Here is an 18044-nt window from a genome sequence, read left to right as displayed (position 1 = left end):
GGGGGACGTGCTCCCGCTCGACGGGCGGGGGCAGATCGGTATTCGTACACATGTACGAGATAATGGAGGTATGCACCGCCGCACCTCTCCGTTCGATGCCTCCGGTCCGCGCACGTGGCGCGACGTCCGCCGGGTCTCCGAGGGCGACCTCGCCGCCGCCCCCGGCGCCGTCCTGCCGGACCTGGTCGCGGTGTGGATGCTCTACGCCGACATCTGGCACCCCGCGGTGCTGACCGGCTGGCGCCTGCTGCGCCGCCCCGACCGGTGGGCGGCCCGCGTGCAGTGGGCTCCGGACGCGGAGGCGTGGGTCCACTACAAGGGCGGGGCCCTGAAACCGGTGCTGCCGCAGCACGACACCCCGGCCGACACGGAGGACAGCCGGTGACCGCGCCCGCCCCCGTGCCCGGGCGGGCGGCGCTCGCCGAGCTCCTCGCGGAGACCAGCCCGGCCGCGCGGCGCGCACGGGTCGAGGCGCAGACGCGGCCCGTACTGCCCGCCCTCGCCCTGCTGCTGCCGGACGGCCGGCTCCCCCGCGGCGAGACGGTCGAGGTCCTCGGCAGCGCAAGCCTGCTGCTGGCGCTGGCCGCGGGGCCCGCCTCGGCGACGGCCGCGACGTGGTCGGCGGTCGTGGGGCTGCCCGACCTCGGCCTCGCGAGCATGCGCGGGTACGGGATGCCGTGGGAGCGCACTCTCCTGGTGGACGACCTCCCAGGGGAGCAGTGGGGCGAGGTGGTGTCGATCCTGGCCGGGGCCTGCGATGTGATCCTGACCGAACCGCCGGCCACCCTGCCGGGCCGGCAGGTCGAACGGATCGCCGCCCGGTTGCGCGCGACCGGAACGACGATGCTGACCTCCGGCCGGTGGCGGGGGGCCGCGCTGAGCCTGAGCACGTCCGATCCGGTCTGGTCCGGCCTGGGTGAGGGGTACGGGCAGCTCTCGGGGCGTGAGGTGACGGTGCACTGCACGGGGCGCGGGAAGGCCGCCCGGGGCCGGAGTGCGCGGCGGCTGCTGCCGGACGGGTTCGGCGGCGTGAGCGCGGTGGAGTCGGCGGCCCGTGTCGAGCCGGTGGCGCGGATCGGGCTGGCGTCGGCGTAGTGCGGCCGGCTGCGGTCGGGAATGCGCGACGCTGGAAGGGTGCCCACGCGACGCCAGGCGCCGAACTCGGTCGCCGTTCGTCCGCCGGTGCCGCTGATGCAGCCCCGGCCGGTGCCGGTGCTGCCCGCCGAGGACGGCATGCCCGGCGGAGTCGTGTACGAGATCAAGGTCGATGGCGTCCGGTGCTGCGCGGCGCGCACCGAGGCCGGGGTCGAGCTGTGGTCGCGGCGCGCGCGGCCGTTGCACGAGCGCTTCCCCGAGGTGCTGCCGGCACTGGCGGAGCTGCTCGCACCGGGGGTCGTCCTCGACGGCGAGCTGTGCCCCTACCGGGGTGGACGGCTGGCCTTCCCCGAACTTCTTCGCTCGCCGCGGGCGCGGGCGGCGGACGGGGTTGCGGTGAGCTACGTCGTGTGGGACGTGCTTGCGGTGCCGGGCCGGGACGTGCGCGGCCTGCCGTTGGTCGAGCGCCGCGATCTCCTGGCGGAGGTGCTTGTCGGGGCTCGGCCGCCGGTGGAGCAGGTCATGTCGACCCGAAGTCGGGTGACGGCGCTCGGCTGGTATCTGGTCACGTCGGCTCGCCAACTGTGGCGGCTGTGCGTGATGCCTCCCCGCGTCGGCACGATCCGTGCGGGTGGGACCGAACCCGCCAAATGGTGCACCCCTGGCGATACCGAACCCGCCAATCGATGCACCCCCACCGACCTGCCCCTATGCTGATTGCTCATAGTTCAAGCGCTTTCGTCATAGGCTCAGGTGGCGGGTGCGGCAGGGCTGCACCGGTCGGCGCAGCCCACCACGCACAAGGGCCCGGCGGTCAGGCCGGGTCGGGGGCTGCCGCAATTTCGCGGAGCCGGTCGGCGACGGCGCGGCAGTCGCCGCCGGCACGGTGGCCGCCGTTGAGCCGCTGCCACCGGTAAGAGCCGTAGTGGTCGTTCCACTCACCGGCGAAAATCGCGTACTGCTCCATGGCGCACTCCTCCCACCGCTGCGCCTCGATCCACTCCTCGATGGCCGGGTGATCGTGCCAGTGCGAGGAGATCAGCGGCGGGTGGAGCGGGGTGTTCTCTCGGTGCCAGAGGTCGAGTTCGTGGCGCAGCCGGCCGCGGTCGTAGGACCGGTTCCAGATCACGATGCGGCGCCCTTCGAGGATCCGGGTCAGCTCGGGCAGCACCTCGCCGAAGGTGGGATGGCCGGCGACGTCGGCGTCCGTGATTCCGTGGATCGCGGTCGCGTCCGGCGGGATCGGCTCGCCCGGGTCGAGGAGCGTGTCGAGGAGCTGCTCGCCGGCCGCGCTGTACACGGCGATCTCCACGATCCGCGCCTCGTAGTGCAATCCGGTCGTCTCGGTGTCGAGGATGGCGGTCATCGGGTCGGCGAGCAGCTCGCGGGCCCAGGCCCGCACCGGCTCGACCTCGGGCCAGCGTTCGCGGTACTCGCGGCGCTCGGCCTCCTCGCGTTCGGCCTGCCGTGCGGCCTCGCACGGCTCGCAGACCCGGGGGCTCCACCAGGCGTAGAAGTCGGCGGCCTTGGCGGCGGCGACCTCCTCGGCGGTGGCGGTCTGCACCGTGCAGCGCGGGCAGGCACGTTCTTCGAGCGCCCGCACGACGGCCCGGGCCCGGTCGAGGTGTTCGGAGCAGGCCGCGCACCTGCCGCCGTACCCCGCGCTGTCGGGCTGCTCCCACACGGTGGCGCAGCGGTGGCAGGTGCGCCGGTACAGGTTCCGGTCGGCCTCCCGGCACGGGGCGCACCAGCGGGCCTGGTGGCCGAGGGTGTCGATGCGCTGGAGCGGCAGCGGGCCGGCGAAGACGGCTGCGCAGGCCCCGCAGGTGCGCCGTTCCTTCTTGGCCTGCTGCTGGGCCGCAGACGGGCGCTTGGCGATCGAGTCGGTCGGGTCGTACAGCGCGACGTAGTCGCGACCGCGGCGCGGCATCCACATGTCGAGCCAGGCGGCCGGCTTCTGGTCCTTGAGGACCCGGCGGCCCTGCTCGCCGAGTTGGGCCGCGGTGAGCAGGGGCTCGGGCGCGGTGCCGGGCTCGTACACCGGGGCGCCCTTGTGGGTCTCGGCGGGCTTCGTTCGGTCGGGGGTGGAGGTCATGGGGACCGTCCTTTCGTCGAATGGCACGAAACGTGACATAACTCCCAAATGCCCGTCAAGTACCTTGATTTGCAATGAAGTTGGGCGAATACACCTCTTACTGCGCTCGCGTACGCGAGGGAAATTCACCCGGCAGAGGGACGCTGCGCCCCGCGCTTCGGGGCGGTGACGACAACGGCGCCCGGCCCCATTGCGGGGCCGGGCGCCGTTCGGTTCGGCGGTCGGGTCAGTCGCCCGGGCCGCGGGTGTGGGCGACCATCGCCGCGAGGGTCTGCTGACCGGGCACGCCGCCGATGATGACCGGCACGCCGACCGGCCCCGGGTTCTCGGGGGTGCAGTACGAGCACACCGGGTGCCCGCCGCAGGAAGCGACCTCGGGGTCGCGCTCGGCGAGCGGGTTCGGCGTCCATGACGGCCGGGGCAGCGGCGCGTGCGGCAGCACCCTGGCGCCGTGCTCGTCCCACTCCAGCCGCACCGGCTCGCGCTGCTCGGCGGAGCCGGGCCAGGTCCGAACGGCATGCCGCCCGTCGTGCCCCTTGTCGAGCACGCAGTGGTGCGCGTACTCGGGCGGCGCCGGCGTCCAGCACTCGGTGCGGGGCCAGGTCAGGTCTCCGGCGCGGTGGTCACCGGCGTGGGTCGGGTACTTCTCGCAGAGCGCCACCCATCCCGGGGCAGGTACGGCGCAGTCCCTCAGGCGCGCCATCACAGGGCCGGGAAGTCGTCGTAACTGCGCTGCCAGTCGAGTCCGGCGTCGCGCTCCCCGTCGAACGGGTCGTCGGGGCCTTCCGGCGGGGAGACGCCCGAGAACTGTCCCTCACCCGAGGCGGGCCACGGGTCGAGGTCCTCCTCGTACTCGGGTCCCGGCTCGGGGTCCGGGTCGTGGTCGTCGTCGCGGTAGTCGTCCGGGTCCGGCTCGAACTCGCCGTCGAGGCCCTCCTCGGCCCCGCCGTCGTGGTCGTCGTCCGGGGCGCTGCCGAGGTAGTCGAGCGCGGCCCCGCCGTCGTAGTCGTCGCCGTCGTCGTCGCCGATGAGGTCGCCCTCGCCGTTGTCGTCGAGCTCGGGGAAGCTCGGGTGACGGACGCCGGGGTAGACGACGGTCGCGTTGCTCGCGGTGCCCGACCCGTCCGGGCCGGTCGCCTTCTGTCGCTCGCCCCATGGGATCTCGGGCAGGACGACGTCCCACTCGATGATCTCGCCGCATCCGGTGCACGTGTACTCGTCGTGCCAAGCGGTCACGGAGAACAGCGACCCCGGGTAGCGGTCGGTGTGGACGAGCTCCCCGTCGCACCCACCCTCGGTGGCCCGGCCGTCCGGGCCCCGGCCGTACGCGCAGCGGGTGCCGTGGTGGCACGTGCCGGAGCAACGGCAGGGAAGGCCGGCGCCGATGGGGCACCACGTGGCCTCGGCGCGGGCGCGCCGGGCGGGGGTCGCGTCGGTGGGCAGCACGCTGACGCCGAGTTCTTCGACGGTGACGCCGGCGGCGGCCTCGGCGGGGGTGGGCTGGCGGGTGTAGGCGATGGCGAGGACCTGCTCGACGGGGGTCGGCTGCGCGGCGGCGGGCTCGCGGCCGGCTGCGGCGGCGCGGACCCGGTTGAGCGCTTCGTGGTAGCGGATGGGCCGGCCGGCGGCCTTCTCGGCCTTCTGGAGCTCGCGGGCTCGCTGCTGGATGGTGTCGCGCTTGGACACGACGACTCCTCTCGACTCCGGGCCGTGGCCCCCACGCGGCGCGCCCGGATCGGCGGATCGTCAGAGATGGTGTCGCGCGCGGATCCCGCAGGACCTTCTACCGGCGTCCCGGCGGCGTGGGCGCTCGGGGCGGTATGGGCGTCGGCTCCGCCCGGGGCAGTCTGCTGCCCGTGGAAGCAACTCTAGTCGTCTTGTGCGCAGCATTGATGCGGAACGGCACTGGATGGCACTGCGCACCACAAGGTGGTGGCCGGGGGCGGCCCGGGAGGTGCGGGCCGCCCCCGGCGCGGTCACGCGGTCAGTTCGCGCCCGAGGTCGGCGAAGAAGTGGGCGGCCCATCCCGGGGTGGTCTTGTCGGTGTCGGCCATGCGGCCGAGGAGTTCGGCGAACTCGCGGCCGGTCATGGCGTTGACGTGGTCGCGAACGGCCTTCGGGGCGCGGCCTCCGGCGATCTGCTGGGACCAGCCGGTCACCGCGCGGAACCCTGCGTGCAGTGTCTCGACGCCGGGGCCGCCGGGCTCGGCGGCGACGAACAGTTCGGACACGGCGTCGGTGATGAGGGAGTGCCGTTCGTCGTCGGCGAGGACGTCCTCGGGCAGGGTGTCGAGCAGCAGGGCGGCCAGTTCGGCGCCGATGGTTCGCGGCTTCGGCCCGGCGGCCTGGTTGGCCTCGGCGGCCGGTTCCTCCTCCGCCCGGGCGGCGGCGAGAAGTTCGCGCATCTCCTCGGCGGACAGGGCCGGGGTGGTGCTGAGCTCGACGCGCTCGGCGTCGGTGACGTGGGCTACGGCGCCGCCCGGGAGGCTGACCAGGAGCGCGCCCGTCGTGGGGGCCCAGCCGGCGACGATGCCGCGGGTCGGGCGGCCCGTGTCGTTGTGCAGGAGGACGGGGGCGTTGGTCGCGAGCGGGGCGCCGTTGCGGTCGGTGCGCACGGGCTCGATGGGGTGCTCGGCGGCGGCCGGCTCCTCGGTGGTCGCGGCGGCGCCCGCGTGCAGGGTGGTGATCGCGGCGGCGATGCCGTCGAGGACGTCCTCGGCGGCCGGGCCGGCCGGGGTGGCGGTGGGGGCGCTTTCGCGCACCCCCTTGCCGGACTTGCCGGAGCCGTTCCTCACGTCGATGAAGGGGTGGTGGCCGGTGTAGCGGACGGAGACGCGGAAGGGGAAGGGGCCGGCGGCGAGCTCGGCCTCGATCCGGTCGGCGTGCTCGGCGATCAGTTCCTCGGCTCGGCGGCTGAGGACGATTGCGTACGTGTAATGCCGCTCGCCGTTGCGGTAGAAGCCGCTGATCCGGAAGTCCTTGCCCTTGCCCTGCGCGAGGCCCAGGCGCTTGAGGGTGCGGGCGAGGGCTTCCGAGGGGGTGGCGGGCCGCTCGGCGGCGATGGCGGCGGCCGAGCGCTGGTCGCCCGGGGCGGGGGTGTGTCCGGCCGGGGCCTTCGCGCAGACGTGCACGGGGTGGTTGACGGTGGCGAGGCTCTGGGCCTCGGCGACGGCCTCGGCGAGCTTCTCGGCGCGGTAGACCCGGTACAGCTCGTGCCCCTCGGTGAGCTCGCAGTCGCAGCCGAGGTGAAGCGACGTCAGCTCGCGCCACCGGATGATGCGGATCGCGTCGGCGGACGGGGAGGGCATCGGGGCGGGGTAGGCGGTCCAATCGCCCTGAGAGACAGGCTTGCGGGCCTCGGTGGTCCCCCACGTGTAGGTGAGTTCGAGCACGATCTCGCCGGCGGCGGCGAGGGCCTCGACGGTGGGTCGGCTGATCCCGTTGCAGGAGAAGGCCGCGCCCTTGACGCGGATGGTGGTGAGCGCGGCGCGCATGGCGGCGGTCAACGGGGCGGTGCGCGGAGCGGGCTTGTAGAGGCGGGACTTGCTGAACACTGGGCGGTTCCCTTCGGCGCTTCCCTGGTCGGCGAAGCCACCTTAGCGCAAGTTACGTAACTTCTGCAATCGGTCGATTCTGGCTGTCGCACCCCTTGTCGCGTCAGCCCGCCCGCTGCGCCCTGCTATGCCCTGTGACCTGCGACGACGCCCGCTGCCTCCTGCCGCATGCGGCATCGCGACAGCTCGGGGGGCGACCCGCCCTCCCGGTGGTCGTGGTGGCGGGCGGGACGGCGAGCGGCGGGCGGGCGTCAGCGGGTGAGCGGCACCTCGGTGATGGTCAGTCCGTTGGTGTCGAGTACGTACTCGTCCTCGCCGCGGCCGTTGTTGTGGGCGAGCAGGGCGGAGGGAGGGGCAACGACGCGGTAGAGCCGGCCGGTCACCGGGCGGCGTGCTCCGGTGCCGGTGGCGTAGCCCTCCGCGACAGCCCGGCGGGTGGTCCACGACCAGTCGTCCCGGCGCCTGGGGATGCAGCCGCGCCAGAGCTCGACCGGCTCGGCGGGGCGCTCGGCGCGCCGACCGTCCGCGGTGAAGCCGGCCGCATCGAACAGTGCGCGCCACCCGTCGTGGCCGAGCGCGGCGTCGGGGTACTCCGCCATGCTCCACACCCGGCCGAGGTGCGCGGCGAGGGTGTCCTCGTTGATCACCTCGCCGAGCCAGGCGTCGAAGATGAGGGCCGGCCCGTCGAGGCGACCGGCCATGAGAAGCAGTTCGGCGAAGCGTTCGGCGTCGAGCTGCTCGCCGAGCTCGACGGCCTCGGTGACGGCGGCGAACGCCTCCTCGTTGAGGTCGCGCGGCGCGTGCACGGGCCCGGGCTGGTGGTGCGGCGCGTCGGCGGGACCGGTGGCGTTCGACATGGTCGAGGTCATCCTCTCGATTCGAGGACCGGCGGACCGCCGGACCCTGGGGTGTTGGTCGACGGTGGCAGTCAACCGGAGAACGGGACGGGGCGAGGTACGAACGGGGCCCCGCCCGGAGTTGGGCGGGGCTTGGAAAGCCCGCGCTACGCGGCTACGGCGTACCGCTCCGGGTTCTGGCGGCCGGCCGCAGCCCGGTAATGGTGATCTTCGGCGTCCAGTCCTTGCGCTGCTCGACGGTGAACTCGTAGTCGTCGGCGAGGGCCTCGGCGGCGGCGATCATCTCGGCGCGGCGGGCGTGCCGGGCCCGGTACGCGTTGCCGCCGTCGCGGTCGTGGCCGGCGCTCCACCCGACCACCCACTCGCCGGGCTCGCCGCGCCGCACAGTCAGCCCGCTGCCGGCGTCCGGTGCGCCGTCGCGGGTGGACGCGAGCGGCAGGCCGGCGCGGCGCAGGGCGGCGCGGATCGTGGCGGTCGACGGCAGCGCCGGGGCGGCGGCCGCGGTGGGGGCCGGCAGGTCGAGGCCCTGGCGTTCGGCTTCGGCGCAGGCGAGCACCCGCAGCACGCCGGCGCCCGGGCCGTCAGTGACGACCAAGCCGCGGCCGGCAAGGACAGCGGCCAGGCGCTCGGGGTCGTGGTGGCCGACGTGGAGCCACACGCAGCGGGCCGCGGAGTCTCCCGAGGTGGAGAACCCGCCGCGGTTGCGGGCAGTGCGCACCGCGAAGCCGGCCGCGCCGAGCAGCCCGGACACCGACGATGCAGTGATGCCGTACGAACGGGCCTTGCGCCGTGCTTCCTTGCGCCGGTGGGTGACGCACGCCGGGTCGTTGCATTCCTCACCCCGGCGCTTGGCGTGCAGGTTGAGGTGTCGGGAGCGGCTGTTGCCGGCGAGCCGCTCGGAGCGCGGGCACGTCTCGATCGTGGCGGGGTCGTACCACCACGGCTGACGCTGCGCCCGGGTCGCGTCGAGCGGGGCGTCGTCGAGGGCGTCGAGGCTGGCGCGGGCCAGGTCGAGGAGCTCGGCGAGCTGCTGGCCGTAGGAGCCGGGAACGGTGGCGCCCTGCTGCTCGGCGGCCGGGGTGCCGGGGGCGTACTCGCCGACGATGACGACCGGGGCGCCGTACGGGCCGGCGGCAATCCCGGTAAGGGTGCGGCCCTTGTAGATGATGGCGCCGGCCGGCCGGGCCGCCGTGGTGCGTGTGCTGTTCCAGCTGCGCCGGGTGAGGCGGGAACCGGCGGCGGCGGGGCGGGGCGCGGTGGTCATGGGGCGGGTTCCTCCGTGGTGTCCGGGTGGTGGGTCGGGGCCCGGGGCCGGCGCGGTGGCCGGCCCCGGGCGGGTGGTCAGGTGGTGGTGGAGCGGGCCGGCTCGGTGACCGGCGCCGTGGCCGCGGCGGGCTTCTTGATCCGGGGGTAGGCGGCCCGCTGCTTGCTGGTGCTGTTCATGGCGTCGCGCTCGGCGTAGGTGACGACGCCTTCGCGGCGGGCACGCGACATGAGGCGGTAGGCCGTGGTGCCGGCCTCGGTGGCGACGATCTGCCGGCGGTGCGGCCCGTCGTCGGCCGGCTCGACCAGGCCGCGCGCCCACAGGTCCTTGACGCGCTCGCCCAGGACCCGACCCGAGGGCCACGCCATGTCGTCGAGGTAGTACCAGCCGCCCGCGTCCTCCCACACCCGGCCGCGCAGACTCTCGCCCAACACCTGGTGCTGGTCGATCGAGAAGCCGAGCGCGGCGGCCTGCTCGATCTGCTCCTCGGTCAGAACGTCGGAGGGCCGTACGTGGCGCTGCGCGTGCAAGCGGGCGTTGGTCTCGGCGTCCGCCCGGTTGTCCCACGTGCCGGGCTGGCGCTCCCATCCGCCGCTGTGGCGGGAGCACTCGACGCCCCACTCGTACGAGTTGACGTCGCAGTCCACCACCCGCACGAAGGAGGGCAGCGGGCCGAGCCCGTCCGGCCGCATCCGCTCTTCGAGCAGTCGCGCCCGGGCCTGCGCGGCGCTCTCACCCGGGGTTGGCCCCGCCAAGGCGGGCAGCGTCGTGCCGGCCGGGGCGACAACGGGGTTCTCGCCGTCGCCGGCGGGCAGCTCGACGACCGGGCTCGCGGCGGCGTCCCGCTCGAAGGAGTCCCGAACGCGCCGGAGCCAGGCCGCCGGCCGCACAGCCGGCCGCAGGGGAGCGGGTTCGGTGGCGGGGGTGGGGGCGGGCAGCGCGGCGGCTTCCCGCTCGACCGCGTATCGGGCGATCTGGAGCCAGACGGTCTGTCGGCCGGTACCGGTGGCGGTGTGCAGGGCCTCGGCGATCTGGTGGGCGACGCGGTCGGCGGCCTTGAGGTCGGGCAGGTAGTGACCCGTCAGCCACCGGGCGAGCAGCCGGGCCGCGGCGTCCACCAGGGCGGGCAGCTCGGGCACGTCTTCGACCAGGTCGCCGCCGGCCGTGCCGCTCGTCGCCCCGGTGCGCCGCTCGATCTCCCGGCCGGACAGCCAACGGGCGACTCGCCGCCACGTGCCGAGCCGACCCGTGCGGGTCGCCGCCAGCAGCGCCGCCGCGGCGTCGTCGACGGCCCCGGGCTGCGCCCCCTCCTCGCCGGCCCGGCTCAGCACGGCGACCGCGTCCGGCGCGGTGGTCTCAATCGGAAGCCCGTCCGCGAAGATGGAGCCGATCAGCTCGCGCGGGTCGAGCGCCTCGACGCCGGACTTGCGGCCGGCCGCCAGGATGGCGCGCGCCGCCTCGGCGGCGGCCGGCGGCAGCGGCTCATCCACGAACAGCACCACCTCGGCGCCGGCCGCCGGCGCGGTGGCCGGCTGCTCCTGGTCGTTCTCGACGGCCTCCGCCTCGACGACGTCCTCGACGCTCTGCTCGGCCTCGGCCGGCGGGGCGGCGTAGAACGCGCGCTCGGTCGGCTCGGTGGTCTCCCACCCCGCGCGCCGCAGCACCCCGGCCCACGTCTCGAAGTTCGCATCCCACTCGCGCGCGTCGAACGGCAGGCGTCGCGGGTCCGGACGGCTGTTGCCGATTCCGCGGGTCTGGCCGATCATCACCCACACGCCGGGCCGATCAGCCTTCCGCGCCCGAAACCCGGTGTTCGCGGTCGGGGTGGCGTTGACGTCCGGCACACCGGCCGCGCCGAGCAGCTCGCGCACCTGCTCGACGGCCGCACGCTGCGCCGCCTCCCGCTCGGGGCCGTAGTGGTAGGCCTGCTCCGCGCGGCGCTGCTCCGAGTCCGCGTCGTAGGCCGCGCGGTCGGCGGCGGCCTGCTTCCTCATGGCGTCGGCCTGCTCCCGGGTGATGAAGCAGGACCCGGAGACGCGAATCAGCTCGGCCGGCTCCTCGACGGCGGGCTCGGCCGCGGGTTCCTGGGGCTGCTCGGCCTCGACGGCGGGCTCGGCGACGATGCGCCGACCGTCGATCAGCACGGCGTGGCCGGAACGGCGGGCGCGGAAGCCGCCGGCGTCGAGGGCGGTCTCGATCGAGGCGAGCGCCTCGCCCCACCGGGCGGCGTCGTCGGTGTTGCCCCGACGCGGGGTGATCCGGGCACCGTCGCGGTGAATGACCATCGGGGCGCCGGTGGCGCCGCTGGTGCTGAGCATCCATCCTCGGCCGGTGTCGTCGGCCTCGGGCAGCCCGGCAGCGGTGAGGGCGGCCTCGATGGCCGCGGGGCCGGTCTCGGCAGCGGTGCGCGCCTCCGCCCACAGCCGGCCGACCTCCTGCGCCAGGCGCTCGCAGTCGACCGCCGAGATCACCAGGGAGCGGCGCGTCAGCGGGCGGCGCGGCGTCGAGCGGGGGACGTCGGAGAGGACGGCCTCGACCGTGTCCTCGGCGTTGGACATGACGACCTCGACGGTCCCCTCGACCGTGCCGGGCGCCACCCACACAATCGCGTCGGCCGGGGCGCCGGGGATCGTCATCCGGCAGTCACCGACGGCGCGGAGCTCGACCAGCTCGCCGGCGGCGATGGCCGCGGTGATCCGGCGTCCGGCGGTCCCGGGGCTCACGTCCAGCAGCCGGCCGGCGCGGCGGCCGGCCTCGGTGCGGGTCATCAGGTGGCCGGCCGGGATCTCGCGGTAAGCCGCGGTGACGGCGTAGGCGGTGGCGTGCGTCTGCGTCATGACGTCCTCTCAAGTCGGGTGCTGGGCCGGACCCGGCGGGTCCCGCTCGATGAACTTAGCGGAAGTTACGTAACTTCCGCAACTGAATGTGTCGCGCCAATTCACTGGCCGGACACTCGAAGATCAAAAGCGCCGCACAAGCTGTCGCGCCCCCTGTCGCGACCCCTGTCGCGCTGCGCCCTGTCGCGCCCTGTGACCTGCGCGAACAGCCTCGAACCTCCACCCCTTGCCCCGGCGCGACAGGGGCAGCGACCACACCTGCCCAGGCGGAGCCTTGTCACCTGTTTGCCGAGTCCCTGTCAAGTCTCGGGAGTTCTCGGGGAGCTCGGCCGAGGCTCTGTCGAGGAGGGGTTGAGCCGGTGGTCCGGCCCCCACGGCGCGTCCCTCCGAAAGGCGCCGCGGGAGCCGGACCGGGTCACCGGGAGCGGGCCCGGTTGTCGCGGCGGCGGCCGGCGCCGCGCCGTACCCGGGCGGGCCGGCCGCTGCGCCTGCGGCCGTCCAGGCCTCCACCGGCCTGCCCGCCCGCGGGGGCCGGAGCGGCCTCGGCGGGCACCCCCTCGACCGTCTCCTCGACCCCTGCCGGGGCCGGCGCGCCGGGCGCCTGCCCGATCCGGGCGAGCACCCGCTCGACGACTGCCTCGACGATGCGCTCGAACGCCGCCTCGACGGCCCGCTCGACGACCGCCTCGACCCCTGCCGGGGCCGGAACCCCCGGGCGGTCGGCCCCGGCAGCAGGCGGGCCGTCGACCGGTCGGGCAACGGCGTCTCGAACCTCGACCTCGGCCGCGGCGCGGACGACCGACCGCGCCGGCACCTCGACCACCAGGGCGGCGGGAGCGACCGCCGGCCGGGGCGCGACCGGGGCACCGGCGAGCCGCTTGATCCGTTCAACCAGGATGGTGCCCGCCTCCGCCGCGGCACGCTGCTGCGCGTGCTCGCGTACCGCCGCGAGCGCCTCCTCGACGGTGTCGAAGTGCCCGAGGCTCGCCAGGCGCGGCAGCGGCTCGCCGATGCGCGCCATCACCGACCAGCGCAGCCGCCGGCACACCTCGTAGCCGAAGCCGTGGCGGTCCCGCAGCATCCACCACGCTTGAGCCCACCCCGGATTCATCGCCTCGACGCTCTCCCCCTCGACCAGCCGTCCGGGGAACTCCGGGTCGGGGCCGCGCTCGGCGCGCCGCTGCGCCTGGATCGCCTCGCCCGCCTCCCGCCACGCCTCCCGCCCGGCCTCGTCGGTGATCCGGTAGGCCATCCGCCGGGCGATGGCCTTGGTACGCGCCTCGATGTCCTCGGGCGTCGGCTCGGCGGCGGCCGCGGCGCCGGCCGGCCAGGGCAGCGCCGGTCGCGCACTGGCGGTGTCCCTGTCAAGTTCTCCGGAAGTCCGGACATCCTGCGCGACCTCGACGACGGGCCGCACCTCGGCCAGACGGGCGGTCACGGGGTAGGTCTCCCCGTCCAACATCACCCAGCACAGCCCATCGGTTCCCCGGAGCCCGAGGTACTCGCCGGCCTTCCCGCTTCCGGTGGTCACCCGCTGGCGGTGCCTGTACGGCGCCGCCTCCCGCTGCTCCCGCTCGGCCGCCAGCTGAGCCAGGGTCACGCGAGGGATGCCGCCGGAGAGGTAGGGGGAGCGGCGGAGCCGGGCCGCCTCCGCCGCCCGGGGGTCCGCCGGCGCGGCGGCCGGCTCCTCGACGGTGGGCTCGACCGCGGCCGGGGCGACCGCCGGTCGCGCACTGGCAGTGTCCCTGTCAAGTTCTCCGCACGTCGGGGAAGTCTCCCCCGCCGGCTCGATGCACCCCTCGACCACCGCGGCCGCCTCGACCAGCGCGCCGAGCGCCCGGTGTTCCGGCAGCATCAGCAGCACGTACGGGGCGGGGTCGCCGGCCTGCCGGCCGCGGGCAACGGCGGATCCGTTCGCCAGGAACTCGATGCCCCGCAGCGTGACCGGGCGCGAGAAGGCGTCGGGGTAGAGCGCAGGCTCACCGGGCACGATCGGCAGGGCCCGGCGAACCAGCCGCACCACGCTCCCCGCGTCGACCGACTCCCACGGCACAAACGTCCACCCCTCGGGCGCCGCCGTCCGTCGCTCCCACCGGCGCGCCCGCTCCGCGGCCACGTTCGCCCGCAAGTCGACCATGCCGACCAGCCGTTCCGCCGCCGCGCGCTTCGTGGTGTGGCCCGTCGAGCGCTTGTCGCCCGTGCCGGTGGCGTACCACGACCGGCCCCGCTTCTCGACCCTGCCGACCCGCCGACCGTCCACGCTCACCGGGTATCCGTCCTCGCCCAGGGGACCGAAGCTGTACCGCGGCTCGACCGCCGGGGCGGTCGACTCCTCGACGGTGGGCTCGACCGCCGCCGGGGCGTCCACCGGTCGCGCGCCGGCGGTGTCCCTGTCAAGTTCTGCGGAAGTCGACGAACCCTCCGCCGCCGGCGGCTCGACCGCGGACTCGACCACTACGGCGGCCGGCTCCTCGACGGCGGGCTCGACCGGGGCGGGCGCCGCGGGACCGCCGATGGGGTCGACGTCCGGCTCGACGCCACCGCCCGGGGTGTCGTCCCCGTCCGTGTCGTCCGTACCGGTGTCCGTCTGCGGCCCGTCCACGCCCACCAGCGTGCCGAGCGGCGCGGCAACCCCCTCGATCGTCTCGGTCCACATCACCCGCAGCACGTCGGCGATGGTCGGGTCGATCCGGCCGCCGCGCGGTCCCTTGCGGTCGTCCGCCCACACCGCCCACCCATGTGCCTTGTGCACCGAGTACCGGCCGCGCGAGACGTTCCACACGAGTCCGAACTTCCACGCGCCCCGGTCGGTGGTCCCCTTGATCGTGACCAGGATCCGCGACGAGTAGCCGGTGTCCGACGTCTCGCGGGTCATGTGCCATCCCATGGTGGCCGCCGCCGACCACAGTTCGCCGATCGACGCGGGAACCGGGTAGGCGGGCTCCCAGACACGTCCCGGAGCGATCGGCGCCGCCACGGTGCGGGCCACCGCCGCGCGGGCGTTCTGCCGCTCCTCGCGCACCTTCCGGAGGCGGTCCGCCTCCGCCGCCGCGGCCCGCGCTGCCACGTCGCGCCGCTCCCGCTCCGCGGCCCGTTCCTCGCGCTCGCGCACCTGTCGCGCGCGGTCCGCCTCCGCCTCCTCCGGGGTGGCGGGGGACAGCCGGTCGCCGCGAACGTCAACCGTGCCGTGCGCCGCTTCCTGCACCCGGAAGCAACCGTTGCGGGTGTAACCGAGCACCGTTGCGACGTACGGCTCGTTCGCCGTGCCCGCCGCCGGCCCGACCCACACGTAGGCGCCGCGCTCGAACTTCTCGCGCCCATCTGCCGGCCGCCCCTCCGCGTCCGCCTCATAGCGCGCCCGCGCGTCGGCACCGGCCGCATGCGCGGACTCATCCGACGCACCCGCGGCCCGGGCCGCGCGGTACGCCGTACGGGCGATCTCCCCGCGCCGCTCCTCCTCCGCCATGAGTTCCTCGCGCACCGCGGCGCCCGCGCGGCCCCGGACGTCGAGCCCGTGACGGATCATGAGGAGTCGGCGCAGTTCGTCCGTGTCCGCGTTCCACTCCGCCACGGCCGCGAGATCCTGCGCCATGTCCAGGGTCCGGCCCCCGCTCCACGCACCCCGACCGCACATCAGTGCCCACGCGCGGGTGGCAATGTCGCTGATCTCGTTGCGCTGCGGACGGGCCCCCGGGGCGAACAGCGCGGTCCCGCGCTGCGCCGTCTCCGCAATCTGCGCCGCGCGCTGCTGCTGCCCGGCGTCGTCCGTGTACTGCGCGTGCTCCGCGAACTCCTCGGCAACCGCGATGACGGCCCGGTCCGTCTCGCGGCGCAGCGCGAGCGACGCGCGGATTTCGGCGGCCGTAGCCTGCCCGCACTCGGACTGCCACGCGTTCCAACCCTGCCAGTAGGTCATGCCGGGGGCACCGCGCTTCGCCCACCACTCACTGAACCGGACGTCCGCGTCACCAATCGTCTGGATCACCGCGCCGGCGAACTTCCGAGCGTCGGCGGTCGGGTTCGCGGCGCGCCACTCACGCTCGCCGGCCTCCATCTCCTCCATGACCGCGTTCACGTAGGGGGCGCACAGCGCTTCCGCCTCCGTGTCCAGGACCGCGGACTCCAGCGCGTCAGCCTCCGCCGCACACGCCTCCGCCAGCACACGGGCCCGGCCGGCCAACTCCGCGGCCCGACGCGCGACCAGGGTCCGGTTCTCGTCCGCCGCCTCCGTGATCTCCCACCGGAGCGCGCGCTCAATGTCGTTCACCCGCACCGACCGGCGGTCGAGGCGACGAAACGGCCCGAACGTCGCGTCGTCCACCGCATCCACCCACGCCGGAACACTCTCCGCCCGGAGACTGAGGTCCCCATCCGTGCCGCACTCCCGGAGCGGCAACCAGTGTCCAAGCAAGCCCTTGATCCGGTCGCGAACGTTGCGGCCCCGCTCGTACGCGGTCCCCGCAGTCTCGCCGTGCGAGTCCGTCACCTCCAACCACTCCGCCGCGCTACGCCCCTCGAACGTCGTGCCGGCCGCCTCCGCCGCGGGATCCACCAGGACGGCGGTCGCGCGCTCAACCCACGCGGTGACCTCTCCCCACTGGATTCCGTCGCAGTCGAGTTCACCGTCGCGGTAGCGCTCCGCGTCGTCCCACCGGAACCCGCCCTTTCCGTTCTCCCGCCAGATGCACCGCAGACCCGCGGCCACGCTCGCCATGCCGAGCCGAACCCGCCCGGTGAGGCTCACGGCCACCCACCCCATGCCAACTTCGGGGGTGACGGACCATCCGGCCGCCGCCGCGCTGGCCGCGAGCTTGGACAGGTTCCGCGGGACAGTGAGGCCGCGGGCGGTCACCAGCGTGACCAGTTCGGCAAGATCAGCAACAGCGGCAACGGCAATGGACGTAGCGGTCACGGATGTTCTCCAGTGGTCCGGTCGGGGCCGGCTGCCCCAGTGAGCGGTACGAGCTTCACCTTAGTAGAAGTTGCGTAACTTCCGCAACGGCCTATCTCGACCCCGCCGGACACCTTTCGGGACCGAACCCGCCACGGGGTGCACGGCACGACCGGCGAACCCGCCACGGTGCACAGGGACAACCCCGAACCGAACCCGCCACCCCGTGCACCGGGCCGGCCGCCGTTCCCACCACCCCGTGCACCCTCGACCGAACCCGCCACCCCGTGCACCGGGCCGGCCGCCGTTCCCACCACCCCGTGCACCCTCGACCGAACCCGCCACCGATGCACCCCACTCACCAACCCGAACCCGCCACCATGACACCGGGCCAACTGCCGTCACAGCAAGGGAAGTTGACCAACCCCGCCACGGGGGTGCACGGCCGCCGCCGGCCGAACCCGCCACCCGGTGCACCGGGCCGATCGCCGTTCCCGCCACCCCGTGCACCCCCTCGACCACCCCGCCACCCGGTGCACCCCCGCCGACGGGCCGAACCCGGTACCCGCGCAACCCATCGGCACCGACTCAACTACCCTTTCTGCAAACCGAGTTGAGCGGACCGGGCTCGACCGCCCCGCGAGTACCGGCGGGCCACCGGCCGTTCCCGCCACCCGGTGCACCGGGCCGGCCCCACACCGAACTCGCCACGGGGGTGCACGGCCCTGCCCCCGAACCCGCCACGCGGCACACCATGCGCCGGAGAGGGTCCGGCCGAAACGCGCCCGAGAAGGGGTCTAGCCGCCGCCCTGACGGCCGCACATGTCGAGTGAGTCCACCAGTGCCAAGCAGCCCCAGAGCGCTCCTATGGGGCCGCTGTGCCCGTTCTCGCGGGCATCGGCCTTTCGGGCGGGTCTGTGGATAAAGGGTGCATGGTTTGGCGGGTTCGGGGCTGACCAGGGAGAACGCACCGAACCCGCCACCCGATGCACCGTCAAGCCCTGCTCCCTGTAAGGGTCAAAACCTTCATAGTGACTATTACTCGAACAGTCAGATAGGAACCGTTTTCATCTGACTACACATCAGAAGTGCTGTTTTCGCAGGTCAGCACCGAACCCGCCAAACCATGCACCCCCCTCCCCGTGTTCGATTTCGGAGCTGTGGAAAAAGGGTGCATGGTTTGGCGGGTTCGGTAAACGATCTTGAGTGGGAATCGAGGTTAAAATCGAGCGAAAACCGGCCTTGACCTGCGGGAATGTCAGTTGTCCACAGGGGTGCACGGTTTGGCGGGTTCAGCCTAGTTAGGGGTTGGCTTTTCACGACCCCGCGAAGCGGGGTCGATGGCCGGCCGCGAAGCGGCCGGCCTGGGCTAGCCGAGGGGCCGCGAAGCGGCTCCATAGCATTCCGCGAAGCGGAATGCAAGTCTAAGGCTGCGAAGCAGCCTTAGGACC

11 protein-coding genes are annotated in these 18044 nt (G+C 74.2%); 3 read left to right on the top strand and 8 right to left on the bottom strand.

Annotated elements, in window-relative coordinates; translation table 11 throughout:
* Positions 1 to 70 precede the first annotated feature (70 nt).
* From ACFVUY_RS37920 to ACFVUY_RS37910, 3 genes are read left to right on the top strand one after another with little or no spacing between them, the layout of a single operon-like run.
* Positions 71 to 385, top strand: a complete 315-nt coding sequence (locus ACFVUY_RS37920) for a hypothetical protein (RefSeq protein ID WP_387736650.1) — start codon at positions 71 to 73, stop codon at positions 383 to 385.
* On the top strand, positions 382 to 1095 hold the full coding sequence (locus ACFVUY_RS37915) for a hypothetical protein (RefSeq protein ID WP_387736649.1): 714 nt from the start codon (positions 382 to 384) through the stop codon (positions 1093 to 1095). Before ACFVUY_RS37920 ends, ACFVUY_RS37915 begins: the two co-directional genes overlap by 4 nt.
* A 39-nt stretch (positions 1096 to 1134) precedes the next feature.
* The gene (locus ACFVUY_RS37910) at positions 1135 to 1812 is read left to right on the top strand and encodes a hypothetical protein (RefSeq protein ID WP_387736648.1); all 678 of its coding nucleotides are present in this window, start codon (positions 1135 to 1137) and stop codon (positions 1810 to 1812) included.
* Between the two features lie 97 nt (positions 1813 to 1909).
* Here the strand turns inward: ACFVUY_RS37910 and ACFVUY_RS37905 are convergent, their stop codons facing one another.
* The 8 genes from ACFVUY_RS37905 to ACFVUY_RS37870 all read right to left on the bottom strand — a co-directional run bounded on the left by ACFVUY_RS37905 (position 1910) and on the right by ACFVUY_RS37870 (position 16614).
* Positions 1910 to 3190, bottom strand: coding sequence for a 3'-5' exonuclease (locus tag ACFVUY_RS37905; RefSeq protein WP_387736647.1), 1281 nt, complete (start codon positions 3188 to 3190; stop codon positions 1910 to 1912).
* 226 nt (positions 3191 to 3416) lie between these two features.
* The gene (locus ACFVUY_RS37900) at positions 3417 to 3893 is read right to left on the bottom strand and encodes a hypothetical protein (RefSeq protein WP_387736646.1); all 477 of its coding nucleotides are present in this window, start codon (positions 3891 to 3893) and stop codon (positions 3417 to 3419) included.
* A complete protein-coding gene (locus ACFVUY_RS37895; RefSeq protein WP_387736645.1) occupies positions 3893 to 4876 on the bottom strand; it encodes a hypothetical protein in 984 nt (327 codons plus the stop codon). The genes ACFVUY_RS37900 and ACFVUY_RS37895 overlap by 1 nt, the downstream gene beginning before the upstream one ends.
* A 290-nt stretch (positions 4877 to 5166) precedes the next feature.
* Entirely contained in the window at positions 5167 to 6744 is a 1578-nt protein-coding gene (locus ACFVUY_RS37890) for a hypothetical protein (protein ID WP_387736644.1), read from the bottom strand.
* Between the two features lie 251 nt (positions 6745 to 6995).
* On the bottom strand, positions 6996 to 7613 hold the full coding sequence (locus ACFVUY_RS37885) for a hypothetical protein (protein ID WP_387736643.1): 618 nt from the start codon (positions 7611 to 7613) through the stop codon (positions 6996 to 6998).
* A 142-nt stretch (positions 7614 to 7755) separates the two neighbouring features.
* Positions 7756 to 8865 (bottom strand): hypothetical protein, encoded by a 1110-nt coding sequence (locus ACFVUY_RS37880; RefSeq protein WP_387736642.1) that lies wholly within the window; start codon positions 8863 to 8865, stop codon positions 7756 to 7758.
* A gap of 77 nt (positions 8866 to 8942) precedes the next feature.
* Positions 8943 to 11702, bottom strand: coding sequence for a hypothetical protein (locus ACFVUY_RS37875; protein ID WP_387736641.1), 2760 nt, complete (start codon positions 11700 to 11702; stop codon positions 8943 to 8945).
* A 415-nt stretch (positions 11703 to 12117) separates the two neighbouring features.
* Positions 12118 to 16614, bottom strand: coding sequence for a hypothetical protein (locus tag ACFVUY_RS37870; RefSeq protein ID WP_387736640.1), 4497 nt, complete (start codon positions 16612 to 16614; stop codon positions 12118 to 12120).
* Between the last annotated feature and the right edge of the window lie 1430 nt (positions 16615 to 18044).

Origin of the sequence: Kitasatospora sp. NPDC058063, from assembly GCF_042885395.1 — a bacterium.
Classification (GTDB): Bacteria; Actinomycetota; Actinomycetes; order Streptomycetales; family Streptomycetaceae; genus Kitasatospora; species Kitasatospora lactacystinica.
The sequence above is the reverse complement of the archived record's forward strand: the minus strand, read 5'-3'. Positions and strand labels throughout refer to the sequence as shown.